This is a genomic window from Streptomyces sp. ICC4, assembly GCF_003287915.1.
Taxonomy (GTDB): Bacteria; Actinomycetota; Actinomycetes; order Streptomycetales; family Streptomycetaceae; genus Streptomyces; species Streptomyces tritrimontium.
Window position 1 is genome coordinate 3,317,385 of the sequence record NZ_CP030286.1, and the last position, 16,841, is coordinate 3,334,225.

Genomic DNA, 16,841 nt, shown 5'->3' on the forward strand with positions numbered 1-16,841 from the left:
GCTCTCCGTCTTCTGCAGAGCACTTCACCGGAAACACCGCCGCACCCCGGTTCACCAGGCCGCTTACCGTCCCGCCGACCGTCCGGACATCGCCGGAAGCCCCCCGGCTGATGCATACCTGTGGCACCGCAGTCCGGCGGGAGAGACCGCCGGACACCGTCCGAGGGGATCCGCCATGCTGTCCGTCCTGCCGTCCGTACTCCACGACGCCGCCGTGCTGACCGCCGTCACCGGCCTCGCCTACACCGCCGCCGTGGTCACGGTCGCCGCGTCCTCGGTCCTCTCCCGCAGCCCGGAGCGCCGCCGCGATGCCCGGGCGACGCTGACCATCCTCATGCGGCGGCGCGGACCGCGCTGAGCCCGGTCCTACGGGCGGGCAGTGCTTGACGTGCCCTGGTGTTCCCGTTCGAAGGGCGGCTACCCTCGGCGCCGGTACGCCGCCCCGCACCTGCGGGGATGAACCTGGTTACGAGCAGAGCGCATGCTCCTCCCCGCACACGCGGGGACGCCGACGACCCACCTCCCCGCGAGCCAACACCAGGCGCACGCAAGGGAGTTGATGTTCCCGAAACCCGTCGTGTCCCTCCCTGCCCGCGTGCTACGTTCCTGCCTCATTCCAGCAAGGAATGGTTATGAGCAGAGAGCGAACGATGCACCTTGGCTGAATTACGCACCCCTCCCCGCGGGGTGATACGCCCCCAGTGGGACCCCCGGTGGCAAGCATGCGCCGAGGCACTGACACTGAAGGGCGAGCGGGTCGAGCTGAGCCTCGTCGGCCTCCTCGAACAGGCCGACGACCTGCTGTCCTTGACCGGGGCCACGCCCGGCGAGACCGTCGCTCTCCTCGAATACCTGCTGGCCCTCTGCTACGCGTCGAAGACCCACCCGGCCACCCCCGCCCAATGGCGCGATTGGGTGGAGGAGAAGCACCCGCTCGGCCAGGCCGCCGTCTGGCTCGCGAACCGCCCCGACGGGGAGGCCTGGGACCTCTTCCACCCCACCGAGCCGCTCGGCCAGAACTCCCTCCTCGCGCCCTTCCTCGACCAGCGCGGGGCCGGGCCCGCCCAGCTGGTCATCGAGCACGCGGGCGACTACAACCAGTTCTTCGACCACCACCACCTCGAACACCCGGCGCCGCTGCCCGTGGCCGAGGCGTTCCGCGCGATGCTCTCGCAGCACGTGTACGGAGTCCCCGGACGCGCCCGGATCTCCGGCAAGGAGACGCTCGGGCCGACCCTCACCAACCTCGCCGCCGGCCGCCTCAGCAGCCGCATCCGGGTCGTCGCCCTCGGCGCCACCCTCGGCGAGACCCTCCGCCTCAACCTGGTGCCGACGGCCGGCCTCCCCGGCGAGTTCAACCGGTCCTGGACGACGGGCACGCAGCAACGCCGGGGCTTCCGGACCAAGCCGGACGGCCGCCCGGTGAGCGGTCCCGCGGACCTCCACAGCTACCTCGGCCGGTCCGTCCTGATGCGCCCGACGCCCCAGGGCGACTGCGTCGACCGGGTGCTGATGGCCGCGGGCGAGCTGCTCGACCTCCAGCCGTCCCTGCACCTCCAGGACGCCGTGTACGCCCTCACCTCGGTCGGTACGAAGAAGCCGCTGTGGGCATCGGCGTCCCGCGCGGTGTGGCGCGACGCCCACGCGCTGTACGCCGCCGTCGCGAGGGCCGGCCTGCCCGGCTTCGTGAACAAGGGCATGGACCTGTACGGACGCCTCGCGCTCTTCCCCGGACCCGACTCCCCGCCGTTCCCCGGCCGTCCGCCCGCGCGCGCGATCAGCCTGTGGGCGGTGGGGCTCGTCGCCAAGCAGACCACGGCCGTCACGTGGGTGTCCGGGGTCTTCCCCTTCGCCCCCGGTCTGGGGGCGAGGCTGCACCGGGCCTCGGAGCGCGGCTCGCTGATCGCCGAGCACATCGCGACGAGCCTGGGGAGGGCGGCGTACGCGGCCTGGGGGATCGCCTACCCGAACCCCAAGCCGGCCGACAAGGCCGGCCAGATCGCCCGGTTCGACGTCAGGGCCAAGCACTGGGCCGCGGCGGAGGAGCCGTTCAACCTCCTGCTGGACGACACCGCCGCCGGCGAGGACGTCCCCGAGTCCCTCCGCGAGTACGCCTCCACCCTCTCCGGCGCCGCCCGCAGGTTCCTCACCGAATGCCTCGACTCCCTGCCGAGGAACTCTCGCGGAGCCCAGGCCCACGCGGCTGCCCTACGGCGCTTCGACGACGAACTGGCCCGCCCCGAGGCCCCGGCCGAACTGCGAGGGAACACCGCATGAGCACCGAGACGGGAGCCGCCGAGCCCGACCGGGCATGGCAGGAGCAGCAGGACAAGGCCCCCGGCGAGCGGCTCACGGCCTGGCTCGCCACCCTCGTGCGCAACCGGGAGTACGGGCAACTCGCCGATCTGCGGCGGCCGCGCGTACGGACGAACGCCCACATCCGGGCCGGCTGGTTCCACCCCGAGCAGCGCGAGGTGTACGAGCAGGTGGCCTTCCTGTTCGCGATCTACCACCAGGGCAGGTCGAAGCCCGCTTACGGGTTCGGCAGCCTCGGCGACGCCGCCCGCCGGATCGGCGGCGGCGTCGGACGCGGCCCCGACGACCCGGGCGCGGCCCGGCTGGTCGACCGGATCGTCCCGAGCCGCCGGATCCCGTGGCGCCACCTCCAGCACGCGGTGGCCCGGTTGCGGGCCTGCGACCAGCCGCCGCCCTCGTGGGCGCAGCTCGCCGACGACCTCACCCGGTGGCACGACCGCAAGGCGCGGATCTCCTACCACTGGGCCGTGGACTTCCACGCGCCCGCGACGCGGCACGCGGCCCGCACCCCGAAGCCGAGCGACACGCGCGACACGAGCGACGCCAGCCAGCCGATCCAGACCATCCCGAAGGGCACCACCACATGACCAGCAACGCCGACGCCGACGCCGATACCGATACCGACGCCGGCTCCTTCACCGGCAGCCCGTTCCTCTCCCTCCACCTCCTGGAGACCCTCGTCGCCGTGCTCCCCGTGCGCGACGAGAACGGCTCGCCCAAGTCGATCGTCTACGGCGGCGCCGAGCGCCACATGATCACGAGCCAGGCCCGCCGCCGCGCCGAGCGGGTCCACGCCCGGGACCGCGCCAACGCGGGCGTCGGCGCACTGGCCGGCCGCAGTACGGGCATCCGTACCCGCGAGTGGGCTCTGATCACGGCCCGCGCGTTGGCCGCCGAGCACGGCTGGGACCGGGAGGAGGCGGTCCGGACCGCCCGCGCCGTCATCGAGGCGACGGGGCTGAAGTTCGGCGACCCCGCCAAGAAGACCGTCGCCAACCTGACCAAGGTGCTCCTCTTCGCTCCCGCCGACGCCGGCTCCCGTATCGCCGCCCACATCGCCGGACGGTCCGAGGACCTCCGCGCCTGGACCACCGAGTACGGGGCGGCGCAGGCGGCCACCGGCGCGAAGCCCAGGAAGGGAGCGCGACAGCCGGCCGAAACCGCCCCCGACAACGAGGGCACGGCATCCGACGCGAAGCCGCTCCCCTCCCTCCCGCCCGGGACCCGCGCCGCGGTCCTCACCGCCCTCGCCCCGCGCGACGCCATCGACATCGCCCTCTACGGCCGCTTCCTCGCGGAGATCGCCGATTCCCCCAACGTCGACGGCGCCGTCCAGAGCAGCCACGCCTTCACCGTCCACGAGGCCGAGCAGGTCGACGACTTCTACGCCGCCGCCGACGACGCCAAGCTCGACCGCAAGAGGAACGCCCTCAAGGCCCCGACCGCCCTGGACTTCCTCGACGCGGCCGACGACTCCGGGGCCGGCATGACCGGCTACCAGTCCCTGATCTCCGGCACTTTCTACCGGCACGCCGTGCTCGACCGCGTCCGGCTGCGCAGGAACCTCCAGGCCGCCGGGATGACCGTAGAGGAGGCCGAGGACGCCTCCGCCGCGGCCGAGGAGGAGTTCGTCAACGCCTTCGTCGACGCCTTCCCCGAGGCGAAGCGCAACTCCACCGCCTCCACCGGTTCGCTGCCCGCCCTCGTGCTCGCCTTCGAGGGCGACCGTCCGTACAGCTACGCCGCCGCCTTCCAGCGGCCCGTCGACGAGAACCCGGGGGGCAGGGGCGGCGCGGGCCCGGCCGGACCCGCCGCGGTGCGGCGGCTGCTGGCCCACCACGTCTTCGTCAGCGGCCGCCGCGAGGACATCAGGGCCGGGCGCCTCCTCACGTACGACCCCCAGATCGACGGCCTGCTCGCCGGGCTGCCGGAGCTCGGCGCGACCCCGGTGACATCGGTCGGGGGTCTGACACAGGACGTGCCGCCGGAGGACCCGACGGAGGACCCGACGGAGGAGCTGACGGGGGAGCACACAGGGGAGCTGACGGGGGAGGGGCTTCCGACATGACGCACGTCCTCCTCGTCCGCCTCGCCGCCCCCCTCCAGTCCTGGGGAGCGGTCTCCCGCTTCTCGCGCCGCGACACCCACAGCCGGCCCACCAAGTCGGCCGTCATCGGCCTGTGCGCCGCGGCCCTCGGCCGCGACCGCACCGACCCCGTGGACGACCTGGCCGAACTCGTCTTCGGCGTCCGCGCCGACCATCCGGGGACCCCCGTACGGGACTACCACTCCGTCGGCGCCGGCCGGTATCCGCTGCGCCCGCGCGACGTCATCACCGACCACCGGCGCGCGGCCGCCGTCTCCGCGAGCATGGAGGCGGCCACCGGCCCCGGCTTCGGCCACCACGAGCTGGCCGGCTGGTACGGGGCGCCCAAGAGGATCGCCGCCGATCCGGTCTCCGGGGCCCTGGTCTCCGCGGAGCTCGCCCGTTCGGCGCTGATCACCGAGCGCTGGTACCTGTCGGACGCCGCCTTCGTCGCCGGTCTCCAGCACGAGGACCGGAGCCTCCTCGCGGAGCTCGCCCAAGCCCTGGAGCACCCGAAGCAACTGCTGTGGCTGGGCCGCAAGTCCTGCCCGCCCTCGGGCACCCTGGCCGCCGGCATCCTCCCGGGCACCCTCGCCGAGGCCTTCGCCGCCAAGCGGCTCCTGCCCGGCCCGGGTGCGGACCCGGACCCGGAACCGCGGCGGCGCCCCTGGGCGTGGCTCGAGTCCCCCGCCGGAGCTCCCGGGTCTTCCCCCGTCAACGACCAGCCGGTCAGCTTCGACCCCGCGCGGCGGGTCCACTCCATGCGCTGGGAGACCCGTACGCGCGTCACCATCGCCCCGACCGCCACCGAATGGGACATCATCCCTTGAACACCACACGCGTCACGGCGGCCCGCTTCGTCGCCACCCACTCCGTCCTGACCCTGGACGCCACCCACCCCTACGTCGCCAAGTCCCTCGTCGACGCGCAGGAGATGCACCGCACCGTCATGAGCGGATTCCGCGGCTGGGTCGAGGACGGCGACCCCGACGCCCGCTCCCAGATGGGCGTCCTGTCCACGTGGTCGGTGGACCTCAAGGCGGCGGCCCTCGTCCTGGTCGTGCAGTCCCGCGTGCCGGGCGACTGGAGCCGCGTCCCGCGCGCCGCGCTCACCTCGGCGCCGCACACCCTCACGGTCGACCGCACCGTACGGGCCGGCGAAGTCCTCGGCTTCCGTACGGTCATCAACCCGACCCGCAGCAAGCCGTCGGGCCGGCCGGTCTCGGAGAAGGCCCGCGGCGCCAGGGTCCCGCACAGCAATCCGGAGCACGTGAAGAACTGGTTCCTGCGCCGCCTCCAGGCGGAGGGCGAACCCGCCACGGCAGAAGGCGGCCTGGTCCGCATCGGCGCCACGGCCGACCCGGCGGCCCTCGGCGTCCGCATGCTGCCGACGGTCTCGAGCCCGGCCCCGCACAAGGGCTTGCGCATCGCCCGCGCGGAAATCCGCGGCTCCCTCACGGTCACCGACCCGAAAGCCCTGGTGGAAACCCTCTCCCAAGGCCTCGGCCACGCCCGCGCCTACAGCTGCGGCCTCATCCTGACCCGCTGAAATCGGGGCCCCGAGCACGAGACCTCGGCCTCCGGTGCCCGTGCCGGATGGTCACATCGTGTCCTCGGCGCGGGTGGCGATCCGGCCGGCCGCTTCGAGTCGGGACAGGCGGCCGTGCTCTCGGTCGGCCCAGCGCCGGACACGGTCGGGTTCCAGCGGGGCGCCGTGGCCGACGTGGAGTCGGGTGGGGTTGAGGGCAAGCATTTCGCGAAGGCTGGTGAGGTTCTGCCGCGGGTCGTCGTGGAAGGGGGGATTGGCCGGCTTGCCCGGGATGAGCCCCATGAAGGAGTTGGCCACCAGGTCGCCGGCGATGAGGTCTCCGTCGTCGGTGAGGACGGAGACCGATCCGGCCGTGTGGCCGGGGGTGGGCATGATGCGCGCTGCGATCCCGAAGTCCTCCAGGGGAGTCTCACCGCGGATCAGCACATCGGGTTCGAGGGGTTCGGCCCGCGCGTGCAGGTCTTTGCTCCGGTCCATGATGCGGCCCATCGGGCCGGTGGGCAGGTACGGTTCGCGAACCCGGCCGGTGCGGTACGGCCCGAGGTCCGCGACGTGGCCGGCGACGGGTGCGCCGGTGAGGCGGTGCAATGCGGCGGCGGACCCGAAGTGGTCTATGTGCCCGTGGGTGATGACGATCAGTGAGACCTCGCGGGGGTCCACTCCGTGCTCGGTGATCCGGTCGTAGATCTTCTGGCCGCTGCCGGGCGTCCCGGCGTCGACGATCACCGGACGTCGGCCCAGGAGCAGGTAGGCGTTGATGGCCGTGCGGCCCATGACAGGGATGGGAATGACCTTCGTGCGGGACATGGCGACGTCCTCCATGAGGTGACGGACTGACTGCCTGACTGACGGCTGCTGCCCGTGCGGGCACACCGGGGATCCGCCGGACTGCCGGCGGATGGTGGGGGGCGGGCCGGAGGGGCTACCGGAATCGGCGCCGGTACTCGGCGGGAGTGGTCCCCAGCCGACGCTGGAAGGAGCGGTGCAAGGTCTCCACCGAGCCCAGGCCGCTGGCCGCGGCGATGTCCGGCAGGCTCCCGTCGCTCTCCTCCAGCAGGCGGCGGGCGGATTCGAGGCGGGCGGATTCCACGTAGGCGGCCGGCGTGCCATCGGTGCGCAGCCGGAACAGCCGGGAGAAGTGGCGCACGCTCAGGTGCAGCCGTGCGGCCAGGGCCTCCGCGGTGAGGTCCTCGGTGAGATGGTCGGCGATCCACACGCGCAGGTCGTCGATGCGGTCGCCCGCAGTGGCCGGGGCGGAAAGCGGAACGCTGAACTGGCTCTGCCCGCCGGAACGCTTGACGTACATGACCATCATCCGTGCGGTGGCCAGGGCAACGGCCTGGCCGTGGTCCTCGGCGACCATAGCCAGCGCCATGTCCATCCCCGAGGTGACACCCGCGCAGGTCCACACGCTCCCGGATCGGATGAAGATGGGGTCCGGATCGACGGTCACCCGCGGATGGTCGGCGGCCAGCCGTGCGGCGGTGAGCCAGTGGGTCGTGGCGGACAGGCCGTCCAGCAGGCCCGCCGCGGCCAGCAGATGGGCTCCCGCGCAGATCGACCCGGTCCTGCGCGCAGGAGGCGCCGCTTCACGCAGCCAGTCGGTGACCTCGCTGTCGATCACCGGCTCCACCCCGTCGCCGACCAGGTTGACCGCGCCGGCCACGAGCAGGGTGTCGACCCGGCCGTGCACCTCGTCGAGGGCCAGGTCCGCCAGCAGCCGGACGCCGCTGGACGTGGCCACCGGCCCGCCGTCGGCCGTGGCGATCTGGACGAGATAGCCGGGGCGGGCGGTGCCGGCGACCCGTGTGGCAACCGAGAAAACCTCGGCCGGGCCGGTGACGTCCAGCAGTTCGGTACCGGGGAAGGCCACGATGACGACTTTGTGCGGTGCGGGCATGTGCAGATCATTTCGCCCCGCCGGTAGTGGCCGCAATGACGAGGTTCTGTCAGATCCGGCCATCTCGAAGTCGTGTTTCGATGGCCAGGGCGACTTCTGATCGACCATGCGCAGACCGTACGCGGGCACGGCTGACAGCGGACGAAAGGCCCCTCGCCGTGGTGGGCCGACAAGAACGGTCAGCGCGGCCAACGGGAATGCCCGAGGGCCACCGGCAGCACAGGCTGCGCCGGCGACGCGGCCTACTGCTGTGCGGCTTCGGCCGTGGTGTAGGAGGAGGCGAAGGTGAACGCGTGCGGGGAGGGCCCGTGCGCCCGCAGGTCCGCCAGCCGCTCCAGGGCCTCGTCCACGGTCGGGAGGTGCCCGGCGGGGACCCACCAGAGCACCATGTGCGCCTCGACGTGCCGTTCGAACCATTCGCGGCGCCGCCGCATCACCTCCAAGTGCCCGCTGCGGTAGGCGAAGTCCCAGAGGGCCTCCTGGGTCTCCCACACCGACAGGTTGACGATGACGTCCTCACCCGCCGGGCGCAGGCCGGTGGCATCGGCCGAGTCCTCCTCCACGAGCCGCCATACGAAGCCGGGCGTTCCGTCGGCGGCGGCGTTGACCGGGGCGAGCATCTCGACGAACGGCGCCACGCGCGGGTCGTCGAGGGGGTGACGGAGCGTCGCGACATTGAGTTGGGCGAGGTGCGCGGGATGTGCGGGATGCACGGATGCGGTCATGGACTCATCCCAGCACGACCAGCTTTTCTATGTCAATCCCCATTGTTTTTAGAAGCCTCGACCACCACGCAGCATTCGCCCGGCCGGGCGTCCATGCGGGCGCGGACGGGACCGTCCGCGCCGAGCAGTCCTTCCAACAGTGCGAGGTTCATGCCGCATACGAGCGGCGGGAAGCGCTCGGCGACGGCATGGAAGGGACAGTTGCGCATACGGACGACAGGTGCGGCCGCCCCGGCCGCCCCCTCGGAGCCTTCGGCCCCTTCGACGTTCTCGGTACCCCCGACGCCCTCGGTACCCCCGACTCCTTCCAGGTGCGGTTCGTATCCGCGGGCGGCCAGCATCTTCACGGCCTCTTCAAGGTCGCCACAGGGCTCCGCGTGGCCGCGCAGGGCCTCACCCCGGCTCCGCGCGGCCGCGCGGAGCCCGACGTCGAGCCCGGCCTGCTCGGCGGCCTCGGCGAGCAGCTCGGCGACGGTGCGGTAGTCGCGGGCGGGCAGCGACACCGCCCATTCGGCCCGCGCCCGCGTGTACACCTTCGCGGGACGACCCGCCCCCGGACCCGAGCGGCCCGTCAGCCGGCGGCTACCGCTCTCCAGCAGTCCGGCCTCAGTCAGCTTGTCCAGATGGTGCGCGGCGAGCGTGCGCGCCACCCCGGCCGCCTCGGCGGCCTCGTTGCGGCCGACCTCACGGCCCTGCGCCGCCACGTACTCATACAGGCGGCGCCGCACCGGATCCTGCAACACCGCGATCGCGTCAATGTCCTCCACCCGGCCATTCTACGAACAACACAGATTGGAGATAGAAAGGCGGGCCGGCCCCGGCAAGTGCGCAGTGCATCCCTCGGTCGCACTGCTGTGACTGAGCGGCCTACTTGGCCCGATCGGCCAACTGCGCCGCTCAGCCCACGCCGCAGCGGTTCTTGCCCCGCACGACCGATGCCGGGCTGTTGCTGTGCTCGTGTCCCGAGCGGGGGACGAGGACACAGCGCAGGGCCGGCACCGTCACTCGAGGCGCCTGATCGGCTTTCCGAGCAGTTCGGTCAGCTCCGCGTCGACGGCCGCGATCAGCGTCGGCCCCCAAATGGTCAGTGTCTGTTCCCAGGGGTGGCCGAAGGTGCCCAGGCGCAGGTCGTCGGTGAGGTGGAGATAGTAGTCGCCGTTGGGATAGGTGCCTTTGCCGGGCCGGGGCGGCCGTCCGGGGATGTCGGTGCGGCGGGGGTCGTAGCGGTAGCCGTCGTGATTCCAGTCGAGCCAGTGGACGAACTCCCCGGGCTCGGTGGCGGTGAGCAGTCCGCGCTGGACGATCGCGTCGAGCCGTTCGGGGAGGTCCGGGACGATCCGGTGGTGGGAGTGCAGGTTCCAGACCGCGGAGGGAACGGGATCGGTGATCGCGGGCCGGTAGGTGGTGCTTGGCTTGAAGTCGAAGTCCGCGTAGAAGCGGTCCCACAGGGGACCGTCGTCGTGGAGCCAGTCGAGGAACTGTGCGGGGCGGGTGGTCTCGTGGCTGCCGGGCGGGCCCCAGTGGTAGGAGCGGACGGTGGCAGCCTCGGTGAAACCGGCTTCCAAGAGGCTCTCGCGCAGGGAGCCGTCGGCTTCGGCGAGCAGGGGGTGCCCGAGCCAACTCTGTCGCCGCCATCGGTCGGTGACGGCTTTGACGAAGGCAGGATCGTTGCTGGTGAAGCCGCCGATGAGGGTGAAGGGGATTTCGTCGCCGTGCGCCCAGGCGACCTCGGTGACGATCCCATCCTCCAACAGGACCTCGATGAGAACGTCACCCTCGTCGGAGGAGCCGTCCGCGATCATCTCTGCGTAGGGTGCGGCGTGCGGACCGGGGGAGCCCACGGCGATCGCCCATGTCTGCTCGGCCTGGCCCGGGACCCGGTACAGGTCGTGCACCCCCTCCTGGGGCTCCATCCCGTCGGACCGCTCGCCGGGCAAAGGGGCGGCGATCAGCACGGAGCGCTCCCAGCCCGGGGCGAACCCCGCCGCTGTCAGCTCCTGTCCCAGGTCCGGCGGGTCGTGCCCGTAGACCTTCCACTCGATCGGCTCACTGCGTTCCGCGAAGACCTCCTGCTGGCGGCGCACCACTGCGGCGGTGTCCGTACCGGGGACGAGGGGGGCGTGCTCAGCGGTGCCGTGCGTGCCGTAGTGCCGGCGCGCGACAGGCCCGTCGGCCTCAACGACCACCCCGACCGGATGCCACGCGGGAACCCGCCCCCGCAGCCCCTCGTACATCGCCCACCATTCACCCATGCCCATGATCAGGAGCCTAGACGGGCCCACACGGGCCAACCAGAACGCTCAGGGGCCAACTGCAGCGCTAAGTCAAGTCACAACGGGCGGCTGTGACTTAGCGCTCTAGTCGGCCCGTCCAGCCAGATAGGCGCTCAGTACTCGGTAGAGCTGATCCACACCGTCCCATAGGGTCGGTCCGTGATGATCAAAGTGGGCGAACCGCGCAGCCTCGGCCTTCCTGCTCCCGAGGCGCGGTTGCGCTTCGGGACGGAACTGCAGGAGCTCGGCGGCGGGCCGCGGCGCCGCTTGCTGATGGTGGACGACGAGCCCGCCTTCGAGCTCAGCTTCTACTGCGGCACGTGCCCGCTCCTGTTCCGCCGGCTGGAGACGGCGAGGGAGAAGCTGTCCCTGGAGAGCATGCAGCAACGGCTCACCGGAGCGCTGGACGATCCGGACGACGGCGGCGTGATCGATGCGTTCGGTGCCTTGCTACCGGAAGGCGAGTACCTTCCGCTGCTCCTGGACGTGGAACCCCGGCTGGTCTTCCCCGGCAAGGAGGGCGACTACTTCAGCGGCGAGCAGGTCACGGCGTGGGGAATCGATCAGTTCTGGGGGCTCCCGGAGTACCCTCACACCCCGTACTACCGGACCTTCGAGACCGCCGTCGATGCGGACGCCCACCTCTACGAGTTCGTCGTGCCCATGGTTCCCCCGACCTGGAACGTGAGAGCGTGCGTCGAGGAGTACGTCGCACTCATGGAGCGGGGAACGGTCCCCACGGCGGTGGCGATCTCCACGCTGGACGTCTGCCAGTCCGCCCTCGGCCTGGCAGATGACCCTGCCGCGCACTGGGGCCTGACCCACTTCCTGCTCGACGGCCACCACAAACTGGAGGCCGCCGCCACGGCCGGCCGGCCGGTGCGGCTCCTCTCGCTGCTGACCTTGGGTGAAAGCCTGGCCGGAGCCGAAGACGCCGCCCGGCTGCCCGCCCTGCGCACCCGCCCCCGCTCGGCCCGAGTGACCGGATAGTCGGCCCGCCTAGACAAATTCGTGCTCGAAAGCGGTGTGCACGGACTGGTGCGTCGGGCCAGGCCGGCCATTCCGCTGGGACTGAAGCGCAGGCCCAGGTCGTAGTCCTCCACGTGCTGGATGACGGCAGCGTCGAGGGCGGAGGGCGTGGATCCGCCCATCGCGTCCCGCGTCCGGGGGTCTCGGGAGCGCCGTGCCAGGGGAGAGGGCGGGTGGCCAGGACATACGTTCTGCTGCCCGGCCTCGGCTAGCAGCCGGTGGCGGGCGAGGCCGGCGCGCGCGGGCGCGGGCGCGGGTGTGGGCGGATTGCCGGATTCGGTGAAAGCGCGCGGTAGGAGGGGGCCGTGCGCATAGAGTCCCAGAGTCCCAGTTCGGGAAACTTGCTCCCTGCGCTTGCGGGGATGGTCCCTGGTTGTCGGCGCCGGCCCCGTTGAGGGTGAACTGCTCCCCGCGCTTGCGGGGGATGACCCGTACCAGTGCCAGAGAGCGGCCCGTGACGTGCTCTGCGCCCTGCGCCCCGCAGGGATGACCCCGCTCTCATCGCCGCCGGCAGATCCGTGGCGTACGCCTCTCCGCATCGGCGGGGGATGAACCCGGGTTGGTGGTGCCGTACTCCACACCCGCCCATTGCGCCCCGCGCCCGCGGGGACGCCCACCGACCCGTGTCTGCGCCGGTCCGTGGACAATCGCATGACGCACGAACTGGGGTGGGGGAGCGTGGCGGCAGTGCAGCGTGAGGTAGGCGAGGCGGGCGCGGTCCTGTGGGCCGAGCGGCTGTTCCGGAAGAAGGTCAAGCCCGGGCTGGACGTGCCCGAGCCGCGCGGGCCGGTGGCGACGCGCATGGCCGTCGAGCGGTTCGGCGAGCTGTACGCCGACATCGAGGGGGTCGTGCAGGAGTCCCTCGAGGGGGCACGCGCGGTGGCGAAACAGCTGTCCAGCGACCGCCTCCAGGGCCTGTCCGAAGTCGTACAGAACGCCGAGGACCTCGGAGCGCGCGAGGTCCGCGTCATGATCACCGGCGGGGAACTGCTGCTGGCCCACGACGGTGACCCCGTACGCCTGCGCGACGTCATGCCGCTCTCCATGCCCTGGGTGACCAGCAAGGCCGCCGACGCCCGGGCCACCGGCCGGTTCGGCATCGGCCTGATGACGCTCTACGTGTTCTCGCCCTGGATCGAGGTGCACAGCGGGCACTACGGGCTGCGGATCGCGGAATCGGGGCTGGCCTGGGCCCCGCCCCGGAAGTTCCCGCCCGCCTTGGTGGCCGATGCCGATGCCGATGCCGATGCCGACGACGGCAGCCGCAGTCGCAGTAGCAGCCGCACCGGCGCCCGCCGCGCCTGGACCGTCTTCCGGATCCCCCTGAAGACCCGGCGCCTTGACCCGTCCGACATGGACGCGTGGCTGCGGTCCTGGGGCCACGAGGCCCTGCTCTTCCTCCGCAGCGTTTCCCGCGTGACCCACCTCGACGCGAAGGGCCGGGTACGCCAGGGCCTCGGCCTGGAGCGGGTCCCGGACGTCGGTTTCACCGCCGAGATCGCGGGCCACGACGTCGACGTGGCCGTATCGCAGGTACGCGACGCCGACGGCCTCCACTGGCAGGTCTGCCGTGCCACCGTGGCCACACCGCCCGGCGTCGCCCCCCTGCGCAAGGCCGCGGCCGAGACCATCGACCTCGGCGTCGCCGTACCGGTCGCCGCGAAGGGACCCGCCGGTCACATCGGCCAACTCGGCCACATCGGCCCACTCGGTCAACTCGGTCACATCCACGTCGGTCTCCCCGTGACCGGGCTCGGGCTTCCCCTGCGCCTGCACGCGCCGTTCGACCCGCTGCCCAACCGGCAGGGCCTGTCGGAGACCGACTGGAACGACGCACTCGTTCCCCGGGTCGCGGACCTCTGGGCCGCGGCGCTGGTGGACCGCTTCCGCCGCGACCCTGCCACGGCGTGGCACATGCTGCCCCTGCCGCCGGCCTCCGGGGCGGGGCGTGCCGCCGACAGCCGTGCCGCCGACAGCCGTGAGGGCGCGGCCGTGGTCACCGCGCTGGAGCAAGCGGTACTGGCACGCTCGCGCACGCAGGTGTGCGCCCGGATGACCGTCGAGGTTCCCGGCCGGGGCCCGATGCCCCTGGGGGAGCTGGCCCTCGAGGTGGAGTCCCTGACCGGCGTGCTCTCCGAAGCCGACGTCGAACGGGTGGTGCACCGTCCCGCCTTGCCGCTCGCCGCGCGTGACAACGTCGGCCGCTACCGGGCGGTCCTCTCGGACTGGAGGGCACACGGTGGAAGTGACACGCGCCCAGCACCGCGCGAGGTCGACATCCGGGACGCGATGGTCCTTTTGCGCGACCGTGATCGCCCGCTGGAGTCGGTGGTCGAGCTGGCCGCCGTGGGCGTCTCCTACAGCCCGGCCGCCCTGCGTCTCGCCCACTTCACCTGGCTGGCCGACGATTCCGGCGCACGCCACCAGCCACCGGGCGAGTCCGACCTGCGGATGTTCACCGACGGCCGCGGCGGCCTCGCGGCCGGGCTCGGCTTCGCGCACGTCCTGCATCCCGTCTTCCTCGCCGACACCCCGGCCGCCGCCGCGGTCCGGCACTGGCTGCGCGCGAAGGCCGCCCTCCTGACCGAGGACGACCCGGCCGCCGTCCTGCGCCGGCTGTCCGACTACGGACGTACGCGCGTCGGCGCGGCCCTCTCCCTCACCGACGGGCAACTGGTCCAGCTCAAGGACGCCTTCGACAAGGTCTCGGACAACGACCGGCGGAGCCTCGGCCCCGGCGTGGGCCGGGCCGTCCTGCTCAAGGCCCGCCGGTACGACAAAGCAGGGACGCCGGAAGAGGGCGAAGCCATGCCCTCCCAGGCCTACCTCCCGCCGGGCATCGACGGCACCGACCGCCTCGAGAGCTTCGCCCACGCGGCGGGATCCACCCCCGGCCTGTGGTGGATCCGCCCCCGCTACCACCAAGTGCTGCGCTCCTCCGGAGCCTCCGGAGCCTCCGGAGCCTCCGGGGGCCTGAGCCCGCACGCCTTCCTGCGCCTCCTCGGAGCCGAGGGCGCGCCACGGCTCCGCGAGCACCCGGAGCAGACCATCCGCCTCAACCGGAAGGCTCTGCCGCTGCACGTTCCCGGAACGCCCCCCGCGCGCACCCAGGCCATGGCCGGGAGCGAGTACACGCTCGACGACATGACGAGCCCGGACCTGGCCGCGGTCGCGCGCGGCATCGCCGCCGACCCGGACCCCGTCGTACGCAGGCAGCGGGCGATCGCGCTGATCCACGTCCTCGCCCGTTCCTGGGCAACCCGGTTCTCCGGCCACGAGCGGGTGAAGCACGGAGACGCCTACCGCGTCTGGAGCCTGAAGCCGGCCATTTCAGCCTTCTGGCTTTGGAAGTTGCGTGAGATCCCCTGGCTCGACAACGACCAGGGCCAGGCCACGGCGCCGGGCGAAGGCCTGCGCCTGCGGACGACGGGCACGACGGCCGTCTACGGCGCCGACCCCGCGGGCTTCCTGCACCGCGACGTCCAACAGGCCGTCGGCCGCCGCGCCGACGTCCTGCGCGCCCTGGACATCGGCGGCGAGCCGACCATCGGCGACATCCTGGCGCACCTGCGCAAGCACCGTGAGGCGGAGCGCGCGGGAGGCGCGCGCGACACGGCCGGGGCCCGCATCCTGTACGAGGCCCTGGCAGAACGGATGGCCACACCGGCCACGCCCACGTCCACCGCGACGGCTTCCTCCTCCACCTCCTCCACCTCCTCCACACTCCCGGACGGCGTAGCACCGGCCGCCCTCGTACGCGCCTTCGCGGCGGGAGACGGCCTCGTCCTCACCGCGGTCGGCTGGCGCAGGCCGGCCCAGTGCCTGCGCGGCACACCGCTCTTCGGCCGGCTCCGTGCCTTCGCGCCCACCGTCCGGGGCGGCGAGGCGCTGTGGAAGGCCGTGGGGGTGCGGGAGCCGGCCGCCGACGACGCCGTCGGCGTCATCAGGGAATTGGCTCCCGCGACGGCCTCGGAGCGGACGGTCGAGCCCTCGTCCGCCGACCAGACCGTGCTGCTGCAGTCACTCCAGTTCCTCCAGCACCTCGCGGCCGACGATCCGGTCGGGCTGGCGGGGCAACGGCTCGACCGGCTGCCGCTGTGGACCACCCGGGGGTGGGTCACCCAGCGCCCGGTGTACGCGGTCGAGGACGAGGCGGTGGCCGCGGGCCTCGCGGCGGTACGCGCGCCGGCCATCGCGATCTGGCACCCGGGCGCGGAACTCGAGCACTTCCGGGAGCTGCTGCCCCGCCTGCGCGTCGCCTGCCTGGGGAGCGAAGAGGTACGGCCGTCCGTGCCGAGGGGCGGCGGTGACCCCGCGCCCCGGGCCACGGCACTGGTCGCCGCCGCCGTCGGCCACCTCCACGAGGATCTGCAGCGCAACGACCCCGCGGCGGCCCGCGAGATCCTGGGCTCCTGGGAGGAACTGGCCGCCGTCACCGTCCGCGTGGACCCCGACCTGACCTGTACGGTCACCTTCCCCGCGCCGAGGACCGCAGCGCTCGCACCCACCCCGGCCGAGGTGCCCGTGGACCTGGCGGTCGACTGGCAGGCGGGCCCCCTCTCCCCCCACTACACCCTCTACACCCGCGACCTCGCCCTCCTCGGACGCCCGGGCACCGGGCGGGCCCTGGCCGCGGGCTTCCGCGGACACCGCCGGGCGGTCGCCCAGGCATGGGGCGAGGCCTGGGAGAAGGCCACCGCGGGCCTGGACACGACGCGGATCGTCCGGGCCGAGGACCTGGCCCGCGAGGAGGAAGCGGCCGCCCTGGCGGTACGGGCCCAGCGCCTCGCGGCGTTCCAACAGGAGACGGCCGAGGCCGCAGAGGGCAAGCAGCCCAAGTCGCCACCACAGGCCGGCGGCGCGACGAGCCGCCCGACGGCCGCCCCCGCCGCCCCGGCGAACGGCACCACAGGGCGGCGCCTGGTCAACACGGACGAACTGCACCTGTCCCCTATAAACATCT

The 16,841-nt window shown here is 72.7% G+C and carries 13 protein-coding genes; 8 read left to right on the plus strand and 5 right to left on the minus strand.

Features of this window, described 5'->3' with window-relative positions; all coding sequences use genetic code 11:
* The first annotated feature begins 175 nt into the window (after positions 1–175).
* From DRB89_RS15405 to DRB89_RS15430, 6 genes are all read left to right on the plus strand, one after another.
* Positions 176–358, plus strand: coding sequence for a hypothetical protein (locus DRB89_RS15405; protein WP_112452712.1), 183 nt, complete (start codon positions 176–178; stop codon positions 356–358).
* Between the two features lie 299 nt (positions 359–657).
* Positions 658–2,277, plus strand: a complete 1,620-nt coding sequence (locus DRB89_RS15410) for a type I-E CRISPR-associated protein Cse1/CasA (protein ID WP_239516160.1) — start codon at positions 658–660, stop codon at positions 2,275–2,277.
* Positions 2,274–2,903, plus strand: a complete 630-nt coding sequence (casB, locus tag DRB89_RS15415) for a type I-E CRISPR-associated protein Cse2/CasB (RefSeq protein WP_112452713.1) — start codon at positions 2,274–2,276, stop codon at positions 2,901–2,903. Before DRB89_RS15410 ends, casB begins: the two co-directional genes overlap by 4 nt.
* Positions 2,900–4,384: a type I-E CRISPR-associated protein Cas7/Cse4/CasC gene (locus DRB89_RS15420; RefSeq protein ID WP_112463303.1), complete on the plus strand. Its 1,485-nt coding sequence runs from the start codon at positions 2,900–2,902 to the stop codon at positions 4,382–4,384. The genes casB and DRB89_RS15420 overlap by 4 nt, the downstream gene beginning before the upstream one ends.
* Positions 4,381–5,232, plus strand: coding sequence for a type I-E CRISPR-associated protein Cas5/CasD (gene cas5e / locus DRB89_RS15425; protein ID WP_112452840.1), 852 nt, complete (start codon positions 4,381–4,383; stop codon positions 5,230–5,232). The genes DRB89_RS15420 and cas5e overlap by 4 nt, the downstream gene beginning before the upstream one ends.
* Positions 5,229–5,951 (plus strand): type I-E CRISPR-associated protein Cas6/Cse3/CasE, encoded by a 723-nt coding sequence (locus DRB89_RS15430; RefSeq protein ID WP_112452839.1) that lies wholly within the window; start codon positions 5,229–5,231, stop codon positions 5,949–5,951. Before cas5e ends, DRB89_RS15430 begins: the two co-directional genes overlap by 4 nt.
* 51 nt (positions 5,952–6,002) lie before the next feature.
* Here the strand turns inward: DRB89_RS15430 and DRB89_RS15435 are convergent, their stop codons facing one another.
* From DRB89_RS15435 to DRB89_RS15455, 5 genes are all read right to left on the minus strand, one after another.
* Positions 6,003–6,758, minus strand: coding sequence for an MBL fold metallo-hydrolase (locus tag DRB89_RS15435; RefSeq protein ID WP_112452838.1), 756 nt, complete (start codon positions 6,756–6,758; stop codon positions 6,003–6,005).
* Positions 6,759–6,873: 115 nt separating this feature from the next.
* Positions 6,874–7,851 (minus strand): helix-turn-helix domain-containing protein, encoded by a 978-nt coding sequence (locus tag DRB89_RS15440; RefSeq protein ID WP_112451549.1) that lies wholly within the window; start codon positions 7,849–7,851, stop codon positions 6,874–6,876.
* 242 nt (positions 7,852–8,093) lie between these two features.
* The gene (locus tag DRB89_RS15445; protein WP_112451550.1) at positions 8,094–8,576 is read right to left on the minus strand and encodes a DUF3291 domain-containing protein; all 483 of its coding nucleotides are present in this window, start codon (positions 8,574–8,576) and stop codon (positions 8,094–8,096) included.
* 32 nt (positions 8,577–8,608) lie between these two features.
* Positions 8,609–9,343, minus strand: a complete 735-nt coding sequence (locus tag DRB89_RS15450; RefSeq protein WP_112451551.1) for a helix-turn-helix domain-containing protein — start codon at positions 9,341–9,343, stop codon at positions 8,609–8,611.
* A gap of 234 nt (positions 9,344–9,577) precedes the next feature.
* Positions 9,578–10,834, minus strand: coding sequence for a DUF2716 domain-containing protein (locus DRB89_RS15455; protein WP_162688594.1), 1,257 nt, complete (start codon positions 10,832–10,834; stop codon positions 9,578–9,580).
* Positions 10,835–11,011: 177 nt separating this feature from the next.
* Between DRB89_RS15455 and DRB89_RS15460 the strand changes: the two genes are divergently transcribed.
* The gene (locus tag DRB89_RS15460) at positions 11,012–11,839 is read left to right on the plus strand and encodes a hypothetical protein (RefSeq protein ID WP_112451553.1); all 828 of its coding nucleotides are present in this window, start codon (positions 11,012–11,014) and stop codon (positions 11,837–11,839) included.
* Between the two features lie 726 nt (positions 11,840–12,565).
* Positions 12,566–16,841 (plus strand): hypothetical protein (locus tag DRB89_RS42945; protein WP_162688595.1); only part of this gene is annotated, 4,276 nt, incomplete at its 3' end.

Excerpts from the sequence above, each read along its gene's own strand:
- cas5e (WP_112452840.1), top strand. The coding sequence starts at position 4,381 with ATGACGCACGTCCTCCTCGTCCGCCTCGCCGCCCCCCTCCAGTCCTGG.
- DRB89_RS15435 (WP_112452838.1), bottom strand. The coding sequence starts at position 6,758 with ATGTCCCGCACGAAGGTCATTCCCATCCCTGTCATGGGCCGCACGGCC.
- DRB89_RS15445 (WP_112451550.1), bottom strand. The coding sequence starts at position 8,576 with ATGACCGCATCCGTGCATCCCGCACATCCCGCGCACCTCGCCCAACTC.
- DRB89_RS15420 (WP_112463303.1), top strand. The coding sequence starts at position 2,900 with ATGACCAGCAACGCCGACGCCGACGCCGATACCGATACCGACGCCGGC.
- DRB89_RS15405 (WP_112452712.1), top strand. The coding sequence starts at position 176 with ATGCTGTCCGTCCTGCCGTCCGTACTCCACGACGCCGCCGTGCTGACC.
- DRB89_RS15455 (WP_162688594.1), bottom strand. The coding sequence starts at position 10,834 with ATGGGCATGGGTGAATGGTGGGCGATGTACGAGGGGCTGCGGGGGCGG.
- DRB89_RS15440 (WP_112451549.1), bottom strand. The coding sequence starts at position 7,851 with ATGCCCGCACCGCACAAAGTCGTCATCGTGGCCTTCCCCGGTACCGAA.
- casB (WP_112452713.1), top strand. The coding sequence starts at position 2,274 with ATGAGCACCGAGACGGGAGCCGCCGAGCCCGACCGGGCATGGCAGGAG.
- DRB89_RS15460 (WP_112451553.1), top strand. The coding sequence starts at position 11,012 with ATGATCAAAGTGGGCGAACCGCGCAGCCTCGGCCTTCCTGCTCCCGAG.